This is a genomic window from Cellvibrio sp. UBA7671 (genome assembly GCA_002483145.1).
GTDB classification, from domain to species: domain Bacteria; phylum Pseudomonadota; class Gammaproteobacteria; order Pseudomonadales; family Cellvibrionaceae; genus Cellvibrio; species Cellvibrio fibrivorans.
On the sequence record DLHJ01000013.1, the window covers coordinates 20,309 to 38,302 of the forward strand.

The 17,994-nt window shown below is 51.9% G+C and carries 15 protein-coding genes; 8 read left to right on the top strand and 7 right to left on the bottom strand.

Annotated elements, in window-relative coordinates; translation table 11 throughout:
- Nucleotides 1–490: 490 nt before the first annotated feature.
- The 5 genes from B4E62_RS10615 (at nt 491) to B4E62_RS10635 (ending at nt 7,285) form a co-directional block, all read left to right on the top strand.
- Complete coding sequence (locus tag B4E62_RS10615) at nt 491–2,416, top strand: ATP-dependent DNA helicase RecQ (protein ID WP_331352054.1); 1,926 nt, start codon at nt 491–493, stop codon at nt 2,414–2,416.
- Between the two features lie 48 nt (nt 2,417–2,464).
- Complete coding sequence (locus B4E62_RS10620) at nt 2,465–3,541, top strand: App1 family protein (RefSeq protein WP_331352055.1); 1,077 nt, start codon at nt 2,465–2,467, stop codon at nt 3,539–3,541.
- Nucleotides 3,542–3,790: 249 nt separating this feature from the next.
- A complete protein-coding gene (locus tag B4E62_RS10625; protein WP_310074565.1) occupies nt 3,791–4,843 on the top strand; it encodes a sugar phosphate isomerase/epimerase in 1,053 nt (350 codons plus the stop codon).
- A 17-nt stretch (nt 4,844–4,860) separates the two neighbouring features.
- Nucleotides 4,861–6,006, top strand: coding sequence for a Gfo/Idh/MocA family oxidoreductase (locus B4E62_RS10630; protein WP_331352056.1), 1,146 nt, complete (start codon nt 4,861–4,863; stop codon nt 6,004–6,006).
- Nucleotides 6,007–6,067: 61 nt separating this feature from the next.
- Nucleotides 6,068–7,285, top strand: coding sequence for an MFS transporter (locus B4E62_RS10635; protein WP_310074560.1), 1,218 nt, complete (start codon nt 6,068–6,070; stop codon nt 7,283–7,285).
- Between the two features lie 448 nt (nt 7,286–7,733).
- Here the strand turns inward: B4E62_RS10635 and B4E62_RS10640 are convergent, their stop codons facing one another.
- Nucleotides 7,734–8,843, bottom strand: a complete 1,110-nt coding sequence (locus B4E62_RS10640; RefSeq protein WP_310074559.1) for a cellulase family glycosylhydrolase — start codon at nt 8,841–8,843, stop codon at nt 7,734–7,736.
- 15 nt (nt 8,844–8,858) lie between these two features.
- Here B4E62_RS10640 and B4E62_RS10645 point away from each other — a divergent pair, with 15 nt between their 5' ends.
- Nucleotides 8,859–9,074: a hypothetical protein gene (locus tag B4E62_RS10645; RefSeq protein WP_310074555.1), complete on the top strand. Its 216-nt coding sequence runs from the start codon at nt 8,859–8,861 to the stop codon at nt 9,072–9,074.
- 186 nt (nt 9,075–9,260) lie between these two features.
- Here B4E62_RS10645 and fghA read toward each other — a convergent pair whose 3' ends face one another.
- Complete coding sequence (gene fghA / locus B4E62_RS10650; RefSeq protein WP_331352057.1) at nt 9,261–10,115, bottom strand: S-formylglutathione hydrolase; 855 nt, start codon at nt 10,113–10,115, stop codon at nt 9,261–9,263.
- A 38-nt stretch (nt 10,116–10,153) separates the two neighbouring features.
- On the bottom strand, nt 10,154–11,263 hold the full coding sequence (locus tag B4E62_RS10655; RefSeq protein WP_331352058.1) for an S-(hydroxymethyl)glutathione dehydrogenase/class III alcohol dehydrogenase: 1,110 nt from the start codon (nt 11,261–11,263) through the stop codon (nt 10,154–10,156).
- A gap of 154 nt (nt 11,264–11,417) precedes the next feature.
- On the opposite strand from B4E62_RS10655, the gene B4E62_RS10660 reads away from it, so the two are divergent.
- Nucleotides 11,418–12,308, top strand: a complete 891-nt coding sequence (locus B4E62_RS10660) for a LysR family transcriptional regulator (protein WP_331352059.1) — start codon at nt 11,418–11,420, stop codon at nt 12,306–12,308.
- Between the two features lie 16 nt (nt 12,309–12,324).
- Here the strand turns inward: B4E62_RS10660 and B4E62_RS10665 are convergent, their stop codons facing one another.
- From B4E62_RS10665 to B4E62_RS10680, 4 genes are all read right to left on the bottom strand, one after another.
- On the bottom strand, nt 12,325–13,218 hold the full coding sequence (locus B4E62_RS10665; protein ID WP_331352060.1) for a chemotaxis protein: 894 nt from the start codon (nt 13,216–13,218) through the stop codon (nt 12,325–12,327).
- Nucleotides 13,219–13,275: 57 nt separating this feature from the next.
- Entirely contained in the window at nt 13,276–15,186 is a 1,911-nt protein-coding gene (gene dxs / locus B4E62_RS10670) for a 1-deoxy-D-xylulose-5-phosphate synthase (RefSeq protein WP_331352061.1), read from the bottom strand.
- Nucleotides 15,187–15,259: 73 nt separating this feature from the next.
- On the bottom strand, nt 15,260–16,147 hold the full coding sequence (gene ispA / locus B4E62_RS10675; protein ID WP_331352062.1) for a (2E,6E)-farnesyl diphosphate synthase: 888 nt from the start codon (nt 16,145–16,147) through the stop codon (nt 15,260–15,262).
- A complete protein-coding gene (locus B4E62_RS10680; RefSeq protein ID WP_331352063.1) occupies nt 16,147–16,407 on the bottom strand; it encodes an exodeoxyribonuclease VII small subunit in 261 nt (86 codons plus the stop codon). Before B4E62_RS10680 ends, ispA begins: the two co-directional genes overlap by 1 nt.
- A gap of 547 nt (nt 16,408–16,954) precedes the next feature.
- Between B4E62_RS10680 and gspC the strand changes: the two genes are divergently transcribed.
- Nucleotides 16,955–17,989: a type II secretion system protein GspC gene (gene gspC, locus B4E62_RS10685; protein WP_331352064.1), complete on the top strand. Its 1,035-nt coding sequence runs from the start codon at nt 16,955–16,957 to the stop codon at nt 17,987–17,989.
- Nucleotides 17,990–17,994 lie beyond the last annotated feature (5 nt).

Genomic DNA, 17,994 nt, shown 5'->3' on the forward strand with positions numbered 1-17,994 from the left:
TTAACTGCACAATGGAACGGCACATCGCCAACGGCAATGCAGTGCATAGGCGACGTGGTGCAGGCATTCTAGGGCGCTGGATAAAACTGTCGTCCGGTCGGCAACATCGAACGAAAATCTGTGTGTTCGGCTAATTCACAACAAAACTACCTGTTAAAAATCATTGCCAATCAATTGCTTAAGCGCAGTTGAAAAAACACGCGCGCGAAGGGGAAAACATTTTTTCTGCATTATTGCGGGAGCATTGGGTGCCATAGGTTCGCGTGCGCAATGATTAATCGGGTTTGCGCAAACCTGTTGCAGGTGCAACGCACAAAAGTGGGAAGTATTTTTACGGAACTGGTACACAGAAAAAAGCGCACGAAAATCGCGGCCGATAAACCACAAACTGAAACAGAGCGTTTATGATGCGCGACTTAGTTGCCCGTTTAACCGCATCATCAATTACATCATCGCTCATGGAAGAATGCTTATGACAACAGGAACCAAAATGACTTCACCGACAACGCTGTTACAAAACACCTTTAAATTACCCTCCTTCCGCCCCGGCCAGGAGGCGGTCATTCATGCGCTGCTGCAAGGTCATTCAGCGCTCGCGGTGTTCCCCACTGGTGGCGGCAAAAGTCTCTGCTATCAATTGCCCGCGCTGCTGCTCGACGGTTTGACGTTGGTGGTATCGCCGCTGATTGCCTTGATGAAAGACCAGGTCGATGCGTTGCAAGCGCTGGGTCTTAAGGCCGCGCGTTTGGATTCATCGCTCGATAAAGATGAAACACAGGCGATTTATTGGTCGCTACAAGACGGCAGTTTGAAATTGCTCTACGTTTCCCCTGAGCGCTTAAAGAACGAACGTTTTGTGCAGCGGCTCAGCCATTTCAACATTAGTTTGCTCGCCATTGATGAAGCCCACTGTATTTCCGAATGGGGCCACAATTTCCGCCCGGATTATTTACTGCTCGCCGACCTCGCGAAAAAATTGCGCGTTGCGCGTGTACTTGCATTAACTGCGACTGCAACTCCCAGCGTTGCCGCCGATATTTGCAAACAATTTGCGATCCAACCGCAGCATCACATCCAGACAAGCTTTGCGCGCCCCAATTTGCAATTGCGTGTAACACCTTGCACTGCAGAGACACGCATCGAATTATTATTAGCGCGTTTGCACAAACACCCGCGCGCTGCCGCGACTATTGTCTACGTTACCCTGCAAAAAACGGCAGAAGAAGTTGCGGCGGCGATTAACGCGGCAGGTTTAAGTGCGGCGCACTATCACGCCGGTTTAAAAGACGACGAGCGCGAACAAGTACAAAACCAGTTTATGAACGGAGACGTGCCGATTGTTGTCGCGACTATCGCGTTTGGCATGGGTATCGATAAAAGTAATATCCGCGCCGTCTACCATTTTAATTTACCCAAATCGATTGAAAACTACGTGCAGGAAATTGGTCGCGCCGGGCGCGATGGCAATCCATCCCTGTGCGAAATGCTGGCGGTGGGTGATGATATCCGCGTGCTGGAAAATTTTACCTACGGTGATACACCCACCGCCGAAAGCCTGCGCGCGCTAGTCGAACACTTGCTCGCGTTTGATGATGTGTTTGATATTTCTACTTATGAATTGTCGAGCCAGTTTGATCTGCGCCCCTTGGTATTAAATACCGCGCTCACCTATCTTGAATTGCAACATGTCATCAGTGCCCAGAGTCCGTTTTACACCGAATACAAGGTGAGTTTTATTCAGGATAAACAATTTATTCTCTCCCAATTTGACGTAGGCCGCGCTGCATTTTTACAGCAATTATTTTCCGCCGGGCGCATGGGCAGGAAATGGCTATCACTCGATATGCTCACCATTCCCCTGCAATTAAATGAACCTAAAGAACGCATTACCAAAGCGCTGGATTACATTGCCGAAAAAGGTTGGATCGAATTAACGGTGGCCAATTTACGCCAAGGCTACAAAAATAATCAGTCGATCAATTCACCGGAAAAACTCAACGCACTCTGTGAACATTTAAATACACTATTTGCGGAGCGCGAAGCGCGCGATATCAAACGCATCCACAGTGTGCTTGCATTTGCTAATAATCCCGCCTGTTTAAGCCAGCAGTTGATGCAATATTTTGGTGAAGCCAGCGCGCAACCGTGTGGTATTTGTAATCACTGCCGCAACACTTCACCCGCACAAGTCGAGTTGCCAATCGCTACGCCGCTTTCATCCGCACAACAAACCCTGATCGCCAATGTAAAAAATGAAGGCCATGCCGTGTTGCGCCAGCCACGGCAGTTGGCGCGCTTTTTATGCGGCTTACCGAGCCCCGCGACCAGCCGCTCTACGTTGAAATCCCATCGCGCATTTGGTGCTTTGGCTGAGGTGTCGTTTCCGGTGATATTGGAATCAATATCGGACAGTTAATTGATGGCAAACTGTTTTTATTTTTTGCGAGTTAAGGATAGGATAAAAATGAAAAAGATCTTCATGCCTGTTGTTAATGTTTGTATATTGTTGGTATTGGCTCAATGCACTTTCGCCAGCGGATTAAAATCCGATGAGCGCGTTATTTTTTACCCGACCAGCGCGCACCAAACTGCTAACGGAAAAATTGAAGCGCACATTTCTGCATGGGTGCATGAGTCTGAATCGCGCCCTGGCGCTAAAGAGGCGCTGGCGTTATGGCTGGATGTGGATCTTGCAGGTTTAACCGAAGCAGAAAAAATCAATTTTGAAACACGCACCCAACTTTTTAGATTCGATTCGGAACGGCGCAAACAAATAAAAATTAAATTTGGTGCAGCGGATACCTATAAACTGCCGCCCACCAATGCTCGTGGGTTCACCCACAAAACTATTCGTATCGATGCGGAAAAAATCGGTGAAATGAATAACGCTATCCGCTGGTTGCCCTTCACTGCCAGCTTGTCTGAAAATGATAAGCGCGTATTTTCTGGTGAGGTGATGTTGGTGCCTGCGCAAGGGTTGTCGGTGGTCTCGGATATTGACGATACCATCAAGGACAGCCATGTGTTGGATACGCACGAATTATTATTAAATACTTTTGTGCGGCCATCTAAAGCGGCGCTGGGTATGCGTGAATTTTATCAGACGCTTGTTGGTGAACACCAAGGTATAGCATTTCATTATGTGTCGGGCAGCCCGCACCAGCTTTATCCAGTGTTGGATAATTTTTTGCGCGAGCAGGGTTTTCCCAAAGGCAGCATGCATTTGCGTCAGGTAAAAATAACGAAAGAATTGTTTCGTAAAGGCAGCAGTTCTGAGCGCCACAAACACGCAGCCATTCGTGCACTGTTAAAGCAATATCCGCAGCGCCAGTTTTTATTGATTGGCGATTCGGGAGAAGCCGATCCGGAAATTTATGCCGATATAGCGCGGGATTATCCTGAGCAGGTCCGCGCTATTTATATCCGCGATGTTACCGGCGAAACAGCCAGTGCTCCGCGCTATCAAAAAACCTTTCATCAGTTGCCCGCATCGCTGTGGAAGATTTTTGTCCAACCTGCAGCCTTGTTCCCTCTGCCGTAAGTCACCTTGCGGTTATATGTATCTATACTGGAGGTCAACCAGCCGGCATTGATTTTCACCTGTGCCGGTTATAAGAAGTGTAAATAACTGTTTGGTGTATCGCGCCCTTGGGCGACATGGAATAAAGTCTTGCGCCTGAAATAATAAATCTTATATTTATAGGCTTGCGCCCGGTTTTTAAGGGTTGCGAGTCTGACAATTAAAAACAATACGGACTTGATCCGTCCTGCTACCGCCCGGAGAACGACGATGAAAACCCTCAAAGGCCCCGCCATCTTTTTGGCCCAATTTTTAGGTGATACCGCCCCGTTTAACAGCCTCGATGCCATTGCCGGTTGGGTGGCAAGTCTGGGTTTTAAAGGCGTACAAATTCCCACTTGGGACAAGCGCGTATTTGATCTTGAGCAGGCGGCGAAAAGCCCGGAATACTGCGCGCAATTCCAGGCGACCCTGGCCAAACACGGTTTGGTGGCGACGGAATTGTCCACCCATCTACAAGGCCAACTTGTTGCGGTGCATCCCGCTTACGATGATATGTTTGATGGCTTCGCGCCTGAGTCTGTGCGCGGCAATCCTAAAGCTCGTCAAGCATGGGCGGTTGAGCAATTACTGTTTGCTGCGCAGGCGAGTAAAAATCTCGGTTTGAAAGCGCACGCGACTTTCTCGGGCGCCTTGCTCTGGCCCTATTTGTATCCCTGGCCACAGCGCCCTGCCGGTTTGGTGGAAAAAGGTTTTGAAGAACTGGCGAACCGCTGGCTGCCAATTCTGGATGCGTTTGATAAAGCGGGCGTTGATGTCTGCTACGAAATCCACCCCGGTGAAGACCTGCATGATGGCGCGACTTTCGAGCGTTTCCTCGCGGCGGTAAATAATCATCCGCGCGCAAATATTTTGTTTGATCCTTCGCATTTTGTTTTACAGCAACTCGATTATTTGGCGTTTATCGACCGCTATCACGCGCGCATTAAAATGTTCCATGTGAAAGATGCGGAATTTAATCCGACTGCGCAGCAAGGCGTGTACGGCGGCTACGAAAGTTGGGTAGACCGCGCTGGCCGCTTCCGTTCACTCGGCGACGGACAAGTGGATTTCAAGCAAATTTTTTCCAAATTCGCGGCTTACAATTACGACGGTTGGGCAGTGTTGGAATGGGAGTGCTGCCTGAAGCATCCGGAGGTGGGTGCGGCAGAAGGCGCTCCGTTTATTCAGCAACATATTATTAAAGTGACTGAGCGCGCGTTTGATGATTTCGCCAAAAGCGGAATTGATGAAGCCAAAAACCGTAGAATTCTCGGTCTGTAAAAATAAGGAAAAACACTATGACAACTCCAAGAATTCGTTATGCCATGGTCGGTGGTGGTCGCGGTGCATTTATCGGTGCGGTGCATCGTATCGCCGCGCGTATGGATGACCGTTTTGAATTGGTTGCCGGTGCGCTCTCTGCTAATCCGGAAAATGCCAAAGCTTCCGCAGCCGATTTACATATCGCGGCGGATCGCGCTTACACCTCTTATGAAGAAATGTTGCGCGTAGAAAAAACGCGCGCCGATGGCATTCAAGCTGTCGTAATTGTTACTCCCAATCATATGCATTTCCCCGTCGCCAAAGCCTGTTTGGAAGCGGGCATTGATGTGATTTGCGATAAACCTGTAACGCGCACTTTGGAAGAAGCGTTAGAGCTAGAGCAAATCGTGAAAAAAAGCGGCTGTTTTTTTGCGCTCACCCACAACTACTCGGCTTATCCATTAGTGCGTTACGCGCGTGAATTAGTGGAGCAAGGCAAACTCGGCAAAGTGCGCGTGGTGCAGGTGGAATATCCACAAGAGTGGTTAACCGAAGCGGCAGCCGACGATAATAAACAAGCATCATGGCGTACAGATCCGGCGCGTTCGGGTCTTGCCGGTTGCTTGGGCGATATCGGCACCCACGCATTTCAACTTGCGCGTTTTATCACACAACAGAAACTCAGTGCGGTTAGTGCGGATCTCACCAGTTTTGTCGATGGCCGTTTGGTAGATGACAACGTACATGCGCTACTGCGTTTTGATGGCGGTGCCAAGGGGATGTTGTGGTCAAGCCAGGTTGCGCCAGGTTGTGAAAATGGTTTGCGCATTCGTATTTATGGTGAAAAAGCCGGCATCGAATGGGCGCAGGAAAACCCGAATGAGTTATGGTTTGGCGAGTTAAATAAACCGCGTCAACGCATCACCCGTCGCGGTGATATCGGCAGCGAGATTGCAGCGCGCGGTATGCGTACACCCGGTGGCCATCCGGAAGGTTATCTCGAAGGTTTCGCGAATTTGTATAAAGATATCGCCGACATTCTTATTGCGCGTCAGCAAGGCGAATCGCATTTCTTGCAAAATTGGGTGCCGAATATCGATACCGGTGTGGAAGGTATGCGCTTTATCCAAGCCGTGCTAACCTCAAGCCAGCGCGATGGTGTTTGGACGCCGCTGGTGTAATGTTTTACTCGCTCGTTCTGACTAATAACAAAAGACCCCAATAACAAAAGGTATAACCATTATGACCACCTCCTCTGCAACGATTAATCCACAGCGGCTGTTTGTAGCCTGCTGTGTTGCGCTGATTGTGACGGCCATGACCTTCGCGATTCGCGCAGGTATCCTCACCCAGCTCAGCGCAGACTTTGATTTTACTAATGCCCAGTTGGGTTGGATTAACGGCATGGCGTTTCTCGGCTTTCCGGTCGCTATGATGTTTGGCGGTTTGATTTACAACCATGTCGGTGCGCGCACGCTGATGTATCTGGCATTTGCCTGTCATTTGCTCGGTTTGGTGTTGACCATCACCGCCAATGGCTTTGTCACGCTGTTGTTATCGAGCTTCTTTATCGGCTTCGCCAATGGCTCGGTTGAAGCAGCTTGCAACCCGTTGATCGCCGATATTTATCACACCCGTAAGACGGCGATGTTGAACAAATTCCACGTGTGGTTCCCCGGCGGGATTGTGATCGGTGCTCTGGTATCCAGCTTGATGACCAAGTTGGGTCTGGACTGGCAGTGGCAGATTGCGATCATGATTATCCCGACGATTATTTACGGAGTGATGATTTTCGGTCAGCCCTTCCCGACTATGGCGAATTCCGAGACATCAACCAAAACCAATATCAAGGCGCTCTTCTCGCCGTTGTTTATTTTTATGTTCTTCTGCATGACCGTTACCGCCGCATCCGAATTTGGTACCCAGCAGTGGGTAGACCGTATTTTCGGTGCATCGGGTGCACACCCGATGTTGGTGCTTGCGCTGGTAACCGGGTTGATGGCGCTGGGGCGCTTTTTTGCAGGGCCGATTGTTGAGGCGCTTAATCCGGTTGGAGTGCTGTTGATGTCGGCTGTGGTGACTACTATTGGTATTTACTTACTCAGCATCGCCTCTGGCGGATTGATTTATATCGCCGCTATGGTATTCGCGTTGGGTGTGACTTATTTCTGGCCGACCATGATCGGGTTTATCAGCGAATATCAACCCAAAACTGGTGCACTGGGGATGTCGCTGTTAGGTGGTGCGGGAATGTTCTCCATGAGCATGTGGAACCCGGTGATTGGCGGTTGGCTGGATGATGCAAAAGCCGAAGCCATTGCCAATGGTGTTCCAGCGGAAGCGGTAGAGCTGACGGCGGGTCAGGCTACTTTGCAAAACCTGGCACTTTTCCCTGCTTTCCTGATTATCGCTTTTACGGTTTTGTTTGTGCTGCGCAAGCGTTTTGCCCACAGTAAATAAACCGAAAAGTACCAGATTGGCTTATTCCAAAAAAAGCGCTTTTAGGCGCTTTTTTTGTAGGTGTTATTTGATGCCAATCACAAAAATGCTGTAATGCTTTGTAATATTTAGATGTATTCAGCGACAAATATAGGACGTGTGTCACATTTGTGGTTTGGTGCATTGGGTTTTTTAAAAAACCAAGTGTATAAAGAACTGGCATGACCATGATATGAGTGAGTGGTTTAGTGAGCTCAAAAGGATTTGAGTTTCCACCTCCTGTCTATCCTCCTCCTGATTAAATCCCTCCCCCCCGTTTTTTGCTTTATTCTTCCTTGTTCGTTTTCTGGTATCAATAAAAATTCCATATTCGATTGGTCTCGATATTGTCGCATCAGCCAATAAAAAAGGCGATGCACTTTCGTACATCGCCCAAGAGGGGAGAGACAACTCCTGAAGACTTAAAGTATTACTGCGAGCTGCAAGTACTACGAGCTATGCAGCTTTTGTTGTTTTCCCAGCCCCACCCGGAACTGGTATTGACGCAAATCGGGTAGTTGGTGCCATACCAATTGCAGGTACCACCTGAGGCTGCAGAAGAACTGCTGCCTCCACCAAAGATGGTTGCTTTTTTGGAGGTGGCTTTAATCCCATTCGCGCTGTTGATCAGGGTATTACCCCATGAGCTTAAGGTGCTGGGATTGAAGTTTTGGGCTATATCCAGTGATGTTAACCCCGACCCATTACCCGCCCATGACCAGCCGATATAGCCGTAGTTATACTGTTTGGCGTAGCTCATGATTGAGCCTTCATCGACGTTCTCGCCGAAGTGGTCCGCTGCGAACTCACCCACCACTAGGGCCAGACCATTGCTCTTGAACGATGACATGTAGCTATTGATGATGCTCGCGTTGTTGTACACCTGATACATGTGCACGCTGAACATCACGTTCTTTTGCGGGTCGCTGGCTAACACGCTGGCAGCGTTGTCGCGCATGATGTTTTGCCAATCCTGCCCCCAGTTGGCGGCATCGACCATCAAGGCGTGCTTGAAACCGGCGGCGCGCAAGCGGCTGATGGCATTTTTGTGGCCGTTAGTCCAGGTGCTGGCAGATTGGCCGTTGCCAAAAGGTTCATTGCCGATATTGATGACGACGTAATCTTCCTGTCCGATCAGCGAGTTTTTTATGCTGATCCAGTAATCGACCGCCTCATTGAGCGTAGCGGCAGTCTGTTCGCCGTAACCGGTGGTGTCGTGCACTTCCAGCACGGCAATCAGTTTATTGGCTTTGGCCTGGCTAATAATGCTGGCGACTTGTGATTCGGAAGTCTTGCTCCACAGCTTTCCTGTCGCCAGTACTACCCGCACGGTGTTGGCGCCGGTTTTGGAAATGTCACTGAGTGAGCTGCTGGTTTTATCGGCATACCAGGCGTGGGCGACATTGACTCCGCGCATCACAAACGGCGAGCTGTTTTCATACACGGTACTACCCGAGACATAAATGCCCGCGCTGCTGCTAGCGGCTGCAATAGCCATTGCTATAGCGGAGACGTGTTTGATCAAGGTTGATGTTTTCACTGGAATATCCTCATTATGATTATTGTCGATAGTGCCCTTTGCTCAGGGCGGTTTTCTGTAGCCATAGTTGGCGACGCTCCCCTTTTAAACCCTCTTCCTGACATCCTCTCCATTTTTTCAATTGTTGCCCATAAAACACACATTTTTGTAATCGGTTACAGGTTTTTGGAAAATAATACATCCATAAAAGGTGTTGACCGTGAGAGCAAAATTCGGGTTTGTTCTGGTTAATTCTAGATAAGATACTGATTTAAATATAAAAATTATTGGTATTATGGAGGTTGGGCTTATGGTTGATAACGTGTGATTATTGTTATTGATGTAAACGGTTACAAAATTAGTCCATAAAAAGGGGCTTGGCAAGCCCCTGGCAGAAAAGATTTGTAGAGGGAGGGTTATCGGTGGATGATGCGTTACCTATTCGGCGCGGTTAAACAGGTGTTTGGCGTGATAGCGCAAATGGTCTTCGATAAAAGTTGCGATAAAAAAGTAGCTGTGGTCGTAACCTGCATGGCTGCGGTAGATCAGTGGATGGTCGACTTCAGCACAGACTGCTTGAAGTTGCTCGGGCTTGAGCTGTTCGTTTTTGAAGTTGTCGGCCTCGCCTTGGTCGACAAATAATTCCTGCCGCGATTGGCGGGTCGAAATCAGCTTGCAGGCATCGTATTGCGCCCAAGTGCCGCGGTAAGCACCCAAATAACCGCTAAATGCCTTCTCACCCCAAGGGCAATTACTCGGATTGGCGATGGGGGCAAAAGCCGATACAGAGGCATAGCGATCCGGCTGGCGCAGCGCCAATACCAGAGCACCGTGGCCGCCCATTGAGTGGCCGCTAATCGATTCGCGCCCGTTGAGTGGTAAGTTAGCCATCACCAATTCGGGTAGTTCCTGAGTCACATAGTCGTACATGCGGTAGTTGGTTTTCCAGGGTTCCTGGGTGGCGTTCACGTAGAAGCCAGCGCCTGAACCAAAATCGTAGCTGTCATGCTCTCCGGGCAGGTCGAGTCCGCGCGGGCTGGTATCCGGGCAGATAATGGCTATACCCAATTCCGCTGCAATTCGCTGCGCCCCCGCCTTCTGCATAAAGTTTTCATCAGTACAGGTCAGTCCTGACAGCCACCAGAGCACTGGCACTTTCTGTGTTTCCGCCTGCGGTGGCAAATACACCGCAAAAATCATGTCGCAATCAAGACTGGTAGAGCGGTGCTTGTAGCGCTTAAGCCAGCCGCCAAAACACTTGTTGGCAGCGATTTCGGTCAGTGTAGTGGTCATGATGGTTTGGGTTCGCTTCCTGAATAATTGTACGAGGCTTAGTAGTGCAAAACGGTGCGGATACTTTTGCCTTCGTGGAGCAAATCGAATGCTTCATTGATCTTGTTGAAGGGCATATCGTGGGTGATAAATTCGTCGATCTTGATCTCACCTTTCATATAGCGCTCCACATAACCAGGCAGTTGGCTACGGCCTTTTACCCCGCCAAAGGCTGAGCCTTTCCACACTCGGCCAGTCACTAGCTGGAAGGGGCGTGTGGAGATCTCCTGGCCTGCACCGGCGACGCCGATGATGATCGATTCGCCCCAGCCTTTGTGGCAGCACTCCAGCGCCGAGCGCATCACATTCACGTTGCCGATGCATTCAAACGAGTAATCCACGCCGCCGTCAGTCATATCCACAATCACCTGTTGGATGGGCGCGCTATGGTCTTTGGGATTGACGAAATCGGTCGCGCCGAATTGGCGCGCAAGCTCAAATTTGCCGGGGTTGACGTCGATGGCAATGATGCGCCCGGCGTTCTTCATCTGCGCACCCTGAATTACTGCGAGGCCAATAGCGCCCAGTCCAAACACAGCGACAGTAGAACCCGGAGTCACTTTGGCGGTATTGATCACTGCGCCTATGCCGGTAGTGACACCGCAGCCGAGCAGGCAGATTTTATCGAGCGGTGCCTCTTTGGAGACTTTGGCCAGGGACACTTCCGGCAATACGGTGTACTCCGAGAAAGTCGAGGTGCCCATATAGTGAAAGAGCGGTTTGCCTTCGAGTGAAAAGCGTGTAGTGCCATCGGGCATCAAGCCTTTGCCTTGGGTGGCGCGCACCGAGCCGCACAGGTTTGTTTTGCCCGAGAGACAGAATTTGCACTTGCCGCATTCAGCGGTATAGAGCGGAATCACATGGTCGCCCACCTTCAAACTGGTCACGCCTTCGCCCACTTCTTCCACTATGCCTGCACCTTCGTGGCCGAGCACGGCGGGAAATACGCCCTCGGGATCGGCGCCAGACAAGGTGTAGGCATCGGTATGGCAGACGCTGGTCGCCACAATGCGCACCAACACTTCACCCGCTCGGGGGCCTTGCACATCAATATCGACTAATTCCAGTGGTTGTCCGGCGGCGAGGGCAATGGCGGCGCGTGATTTCATAGTGATTCCTGATTCCGGGTCTTGTTGGGTGATGGGGGCCAAGATGTCGCATCAATACACAAGGCGTGTCATTTTTCTGGGGGCAAAGTGTAGACTAGTGACTCAATGGCAATAAGCCAGCTAAAAATCACTTAATTATTGCAATGGAGCAACAATGCAGCATTGGGAGCGGGTGGAGGCGTTTATCGCCGTGGTGCGCTTTGGCAGTTTTGCGGCAGCAGCGCGCGAGCTGCAGGTATCTAACTCCCATGTGAGCCGGTTGGTGAGCCAGCTTGAGCTGCAACTGGGGACACAATTGTTGTATCGCACCACCCGCCAGATTCGCCTGACCGACGCTGGCCAATTGTATTACGAGAGCTGCCGCCATTTGTTTGATGGTCTGCGCGAGGCGGAATCGCTGCTGCAGCACCATCAGGGCCAGCCGACTGGATTACTTAAGATTACTGCAGCAGCCACCTTTGGCGACCGCTATATCGCCCCGCTGGTGAATGATTTCCAGCTGCTCTACCCACAGCTCAAGGTGAATATGTATTTCAGCAACCGCCAGGTGGAATTGATCGAAGAGGGTTTTGACCTGGGTATCCGCATGGGGGTAATGCGCGAATCAACGCTTATCGCCAAACGCTTATGTGACAGGCGCGAGTATATCGTTGGTTCACCTGCTTACCTCGCGCGTATTTCGGCGCCGCAAACCCTGACGGATCTGGAGCGTCACAATTGCCTTGTGGGGACGCGTGGCTACTGGCTGTTGAGCCATCAGGGGCAGCGTAAAGATCTGGTGGTTCATGGCAACTGGCAGGCGAATTCAGGCCCGGCGCTACTGGATGCGGCGCTCAAAGGCCTGGGGTTGGCGCAATTGCCGGATTATTACGTGGAGGAGTTTCTGGCCAATGGGCGCTTGATATCGGTGTTGGATGACTACCGTTTTACGGACACCGGTGTATGGGTTGTCTACCCTCAGCAGCGCCATTTGGCGCCCAAGGTAAGGTTGTTTATCGATTTTTTGGTGGAGCGGTTTGCGGCAGGGGTCACGGCATTGGGGTGATGGGCATAGATGGTTGTTAGCGACGCTTTTTTGTGGCGCCGCGCAACATGGCATCGATCAACTCGCGCGCATCAAACTTGGTGAGTGCTTCGTCGGCGCCGACCTGACGGGCTTGGCTGACGCTGATGCTGCTCGAGAGCGAGGTGTGCAAAATAATGTAGGCGTTGGCGAGTTGTTTGTCGTCGCGCACTGCAAAGGCCAGTTCGTAGCCGTCCAGGCCGGGCATTTCGATATCGCTGACCAACAGGTCGATCGGCTGCCCCTGTTGGGCAGAGGTGCGCATTATGTCCAGCGCTTTTTGGCCATCGTCAGTTACTTGATAGCGCACATTGATGGCATCGAGTGAGTCGCTCAATTGTTTGCGCGCGGTGCGGGAATCATCTACCAGCAGGATATTCATCGGCCGCAGTTGCTCGCGCTCCATATCGGTAATGGTTGCGGTGGCTTTGGACGGGTCGAGCGGAAACAGGCGCGCCATAATCACTTCGACATCCAATAGCTGCACTAGCTGGTTGTCCACTTTAGTGACGCCGGTGATGTAAGTGCTGCTGCCTAAAAATTTGTCCGGCGCACTTATGTCGCGCCAGTTGGTATCGGCGATGCGTTCAATCTGGCGCACCAAAAAGCCGACTTTTTGCCGCTGTACATCGGTGATGATGATAAAGCTGCTCGCCAGTGTGTCTTTGGGGGTGGCGCCTTTGCCGACAGCGGCGGCCAAATCAACAATAGGCATAGTCTGCCCGCGCACATTGAGTGCGCCCAAAATACTCGGGTGCTGGTTGACCATGGGGGTGACTGGCTGAAAGGGCACCAGTTCCTGGATTTTAAGCGTGCCCAAGGCAAATACCTGCTGGTTGTGCAGGCGGAATAACAACAGTCCCTGGGAGTGGTCGGCTTTAGTGGATGGCAAGGTAAGGACTCCTCGCGGATTGGCTTGGTGAACAGGGAGGCCGTGCCTCCCCGGGATTTAGCGCGCCGCCAATTTGGTGTCAGCGCTGGTTTTGCCCAAGCGCTGGCTGATGTGTTCGGCGATGGATTTTGCATCCAGCCCCTGACTTGCCAGTTGTTGTTTCTGGCTGGCGTGCTCAACAAATTCATCGCCAAAGCCCAGCTGTAATAACGGCACAGTCAATGCGCGGCTATTGAGGTATTCGCTCAAACCGCTGCCCGCGCCACCGGCGATGGCGTTCTCTTCCAGCGTCACCAGCAATTCATGGCTGGCAGCCATTTGTTCAATCAGCTCGGTATCCAGCGGTTTCACAAAACGCATATCGCACAGGCTGTAACCCAATTGGTCAGCTACTTGCTGCGCGACGGGCAGTAAGGTCCCAAAACAGAGTAATGCTACCTGTTTGCCCTCTCGTTTCAGTAGGCCTTTGCCGATGGGTAGGGCGGTAAAGGTTTTTTCAATCGCAACGCCCGTACCCGTGCCGCGCGGGTAGCGCACCGCCGCAGGGCCTTGGTATTGGTAGGCGGTGTAGAGCAATTGGCGGCATTCATTTTCGTCGCTCGGTGCGGCAATCACCATATTGGGGATGCAGCGCAGGTAGCTGATATCAAAACTGCCCGCGTGGGTGGGGCCGTCTTCGCCAACCAATCCCGCGCGGTCGATGGCAAAAGTCACATCGAGATTTTGCAGGGCAACGTCGTGCACCAACTGGTCATAGGCGCGCTGCAAAAACGTTGAGTAAATCGCCACTACTGGTTTTTGCCCCTCGCAGGCCATACCGGCGGCGAGGGTAACGGCGTGTTGCTCGGCGATGGCGACATCGTAAAAGCGTTCGGGATAATCGCGTGCGAACTCCACCATGCCTGAACCTTCGCACATTGCAGGGGTGATACCGATCAGCTTTTGGTCCTGCGCGGCCATATCGCACAGCCACTGGCCAAATACGTCCTGATATTTGGGTTTTTTAGGGGCATCTACTACACCAATCGCGGCTTTTTTGGGTTCGATTTTATTCAGTGCGTGGTAGCCGACCGGATCGAGTTCGGCTGGCTCAAAACCTTTGCCCTTCTGGGTGATGATATGCAGCAGCTTGGGGCCTTTGATCTCCCGCAGATTGCGCAGGCAGAGGACTAAATCGCCCAGGTCGTGGCCGTTGATCGGCCCGACATAATTGAATCCCATCTCTTCAAACAGGGTGCCGGGTGACATAAAACCCTTGAAATGCTCCTCGGTGCGGCGTGCAAACTCCCAGGCGGGCGGAATCTTGCCGAGCACCTGTTTGCTGCCCTCGCGCAAGGAGTTGTAAAACTTGCTCGCCCAGATTTTGGACAGATAAGTAGAGAAGCCGCCGACATTAGGTGAGATAGACATATTGTTGTCGTTAAGCACCACTAACATGTCGGTTTCGGTATGTGCAGCGTGATTCAGTGCTTCGAACGCCATGCCGGCAGTCATGGCGCCGTCGCCTATGACTGCAGCAACTTTGCGCTCAATCCCCGCCATTTTGGCCCCAATAGCCATACCTTGGGCGGCGCTAATTGAGGTGCTGGAGTGACCGACGCCAAAGGTGTCGTACTCACTTTCCTCGCGTTTAGGGAAGCCCGACAAGCCGTTACCCTGACGGATACTATTCATGCGTTCGCGGCGCGAGGTGAGGATTTTGTGTGGGTAAGTTTGATGGCCTACATCCCAAACGAGCCGATCGTCCGGTGTTTCATACACATAATGTAACGCGATAGTCAGTTCGACTACGCCTAAACCGGCACCAAAATGCCCGCCGGTCTGCCCCACGCTATAGAGCAAAAACGCGCGCAGCTCATCCGCCAATTGCGGCAATTGCTTTTCGTCCAGCTTGCGCAGGTCAGCGGGGTTATCAATGCTGTCCAGCAACGGCGTGAGCGGGCGACTGGTGGGGATTTCGTTATGCATGCAAGTCATCATTTATAGTTGTGCGGTTTGCCGCTCATAGACGGCTATTGTAGGCGGCTTGCCAGAGGCTTGGCTAGTTCGACCTTTGGACTATATAGCTGGCCAATTGGCGCAAGGGTGCGGCGCTCTCATCAAACATACCAAGCGCGCCAAGAGCTTGACGATGTAATTCGTCCGCTTTGGTTTTGGCGGCATCAAGTCCGAGCAGTGATACATATGTCGGTTTGTTGCGTGCGATATCCGCTCCCTGCTGTTTGCCCAGTGTGGTGGTGTCGCCCGTGACATCGAGGATATCGTCCTGCACTTGGAAAGCGAGGCCAATAGCGGAGGCGTAGTTATCCAGCGCGGCCAATTGTTTATCGTCTGCACCGGCGCTGATGGCACCCATTGCAACGCTGGCGCGTATCAGTGCGCCCGTTTTATGTCGATGCATAGTTTCCAGCTGTGCCAAATTGAGCTGGTGATCGACGGCGGCCAGGTCGATAGCCTGGCCCAGCACCATGCCGTCCACTCCTGATCCCTGTGTCAGCTGGCGGATTAATTCGATTTGGGTTGCGGCGGGTAAGTCTGTGGTGGTCAACAAATCAAACGCGAGTGTTTGCAGCCCATCACCCGCCAGAATGGCCGTCGCTTCTGTAAAGGCGATATGGCAGGTAGGTTTGCCGCGGCGCAGGTCGTCGTCATCCATTGCCGGAAGGTCATCGTGCACCAAACTGTAGGAGTGCAGGCATTCAAGCGCAGCGGCGATGGGGTCGATAAGATTGAGGTTGATCCCGGGTTGGACGGCGAGCGCTGCGGCATAAGCGAGGATCGGGCGCACGCGCTTGCCGCCGTTGAACAGGCTGTAGCGCATGGCGGCGCGCAGCTGGGTCGGGTCTTGTGCGAGCGGTAGATACTGGTCGAGTACGTTATCGACCCGTGCGCGGCATTGGCTGGCAAATTGGGTAAATTCCTGAGGCATCAGGCATCGCCTTCATCGGTATTAAAAGGCTCCAGATGGATGGTGCCCTGCTGTTCGATCAGCTTGCTGACTTGCTGTTCGGCGGCGGCCAGTCGAGTCTGGCATTCGCGTGTCAGTGCTATTCCGGTTTCAAAAGCGTGCAGTGACTCCTCCAGCGTCAAATCCCCCTGTTCCATGCGGTTCACCAGGCTTTCGAGGGTGCTGAGCGATTGTTCAAAATCGACGCCTTTCTTTTTGGGTGTTGAGGTCTTGGGCGGCATGGTTTTTTCTCGCAGGACTGGAGGTGGGCGACGGATTATAAACCTGCGCGAACAAAACTGCAGTCGTTTTGACTGGCAGCTGTGTGAGATATCTCCTACAAAACTTACCGAAATTAGCCACTATTGCCTGACGCCTGATTCATCAATAATGGCAACCAGAGGAGATTGTCGCAGGAAGCGACTCTGGCAAGGAGTAAAATGGAATCAAGCACATTTACCGCCAAGGTCTGGCCAGTCATCCTGTAAGAACCCTGATTGCCCCCTCCTGCAATCAGGGTTTTTCGCGTTTTAAGCCCCCTATTTTGCGGCCCCTGTCGCATATTTCATTTATTGTGCAACTTCCCCCCTGTTTTGCTATCCAAAATGCGTCGAAACTCGCGTCGCAAGCGACTTGCCACACTGATTTTAGTATTTCGCTTTTGTAATATGGATGGAGTAGAATCTCACGGCTTTGATAAACATAATGCACTAAGCTTTTGATACGACTACTAATTGCCATTTCGCTGATTTTTGTCGTATAGCCCGGGTAAGGGAATCAATCAGACCTATGCAAGATAGATCACTTAATCATAGAGCCGCCTTCGAGCAGCGCACCGCCCAGTTGGAAGTCCAGCTGCGCCGTTTTTTTGCGCTTTTAAATCGGGTGTCGCTGCAGCGCTGGCAATGGTTGGTGATGTTGCTGCTGGTGATTTGGCTCAGCCACAGTTTAGCGCGCCTGTTTTGGCTGATAATTCCCAATCCGGTTATTCCTCCTGCCACCTTGTCACTGGTCGCAGCTGATGCGCAGTCTGGCGCGGGTGCCGCGCCGGAAGCCGTTAATATCACCCAGATTACCGCCTTGGCGCCCTTTGGCGATACCGCCCAGGAAGTGGCGCCCCCGGTCGATGCCCAACCGACCACCCAGGGCATAGAGACAGATGCCGCCGACACCCAGCTCAACCTGATTTTGCGCGGTGTATTGGGCAGTAATGATGAAAAAGCAGGGCGCGCAATTATCGCTTCGGGAGAGCGCGCTGATGTCTATGCGGTGGGCGATACGCTACCGGTTGGCACGAATGTGACCCTCGCCAAGGTATTGGATGGCCGCGTCATCATCAACAATAATGGCTCCTTTGAATCCCTCTGGCTATTTAAAGAAGATCCCAATGCACCCAAACTCACTACGTCTTTTGCTGCTCCGCAAGCGGGCGGTGATCCGACGCAGGGGGGATACGCTAACCCCCCTTATCAACAACAACCGCCGCTCTATGTCGATAAAAGCCCGATAGCGGATTCGCCTCGATTTGGTGCTGATCCATCAGCTGCAGCAGCCAGTAAAACCCTCGCCGATGTGGTGGCTATGAGTATTTATCGCGAAGGTGGCCAAGTGGTTGGCTACAAAATTCGCCCGGGGCGCAATGCGGAGATGTTCAATTCTCTGGGGCTGCAGACTGATGACATAGTCACAGCAGTCAACGGCGTGCCGTTGAGCAGCCCGGGTAAAATAATGGAAATTTACAAAAGTATGGGTAGTGCCACATCGGCGAATCTGGAAATCAGACGCGGTGGCAGTACAGTTAACCTAGACGTAATGCTCAAGTGAGGTTT

Coding starts and splice junctions, on each gene's coding strand:
- dxs (WP_331352061.1), bottom strand. CDS start 15,186: ATGCATAACGAAATCCCCACCAGTCGCCCGCTCACGCCGTTGCTGGAC.
- B4E62_RS10635 (WP_310074560.1), top strand. CDS start 6,068: ATGACCACCTCCTCTGCAACGATTAATCCACAGCGGCTGTTTGTAGCC.
- fghA (WP_331352057.1), bottom strand. CDS start 10,115: ATGACCACTACACTGACCGAAATCGCTGCCAACAAGTGTTTTGGCGGC.
- B4E62_RS10630 (WP_331352056.1), top strand. CDS start 4,861: ATGACAACTCCAAGAATTCGTTATGCCATGGTCGGTGGTGGTCGCGGT.
- B4E62_RS10620 (WP_331352055.1), top strand. CDS start 2,465: ATGAAAAAGATCTTCATGCCTGTTGTTAATGTTTGTATATTGTTGGTA.
- B4E62_RS10645 (WP_310074555.1), top strand. CDS start 8,859: ATGATTATTGTCGATAGTGCCCTTTGCTCAGGGCGGTTTTCTGTAGCC.
- B4E62_RS10655 (WP_331352058.1), bottom strand. CDS start 11,263: ATGAAATCACGCGCCGCCATTGCCCTCGCCGCCGGACAACCACTGGAA.
- gspC (WP_331352064.1), top strand. CDS start 16,955: ATGCAAGATAGATCACTTAATCATAGAGCCGCCTTCGAGCAGCGCACC.
- ispA (WP_331352062.1), bottom strand. CDS start 16,147: ATGCCTCAGGAATTTACCCAATTTGCCAGCCAATGCCGCGCACGGGTC.
- B4E62_RS10660 (WP_331352059.1), top strand. CDS start 11,418: ATGCAGCATTGGGAGCGGGTGGAGGCGTTTATCGCCGTGGTGCGCTTT.
- B4E62_RS10680 (WP_331352063.1), bottom strand. CDS start 16,407: ATGCCGCCCAAGACCTCAACACCCAAAAAGAAAGGCGTCGATTTTGAA.
- B4E62_RS10615 (WP_331352054.1), top strand. CDS start 491: ATGACTTCACCGACAACGCTGTTACAAAACACCTTTAAATTACCCTCC.
- B4E62_RS10625 (WP_310074565.1), top strand. CDS start 3,791: ATGAAAACCCTCAAAGGCCCCGCCATCTTTTTGGCCCAATTTTTAGGT.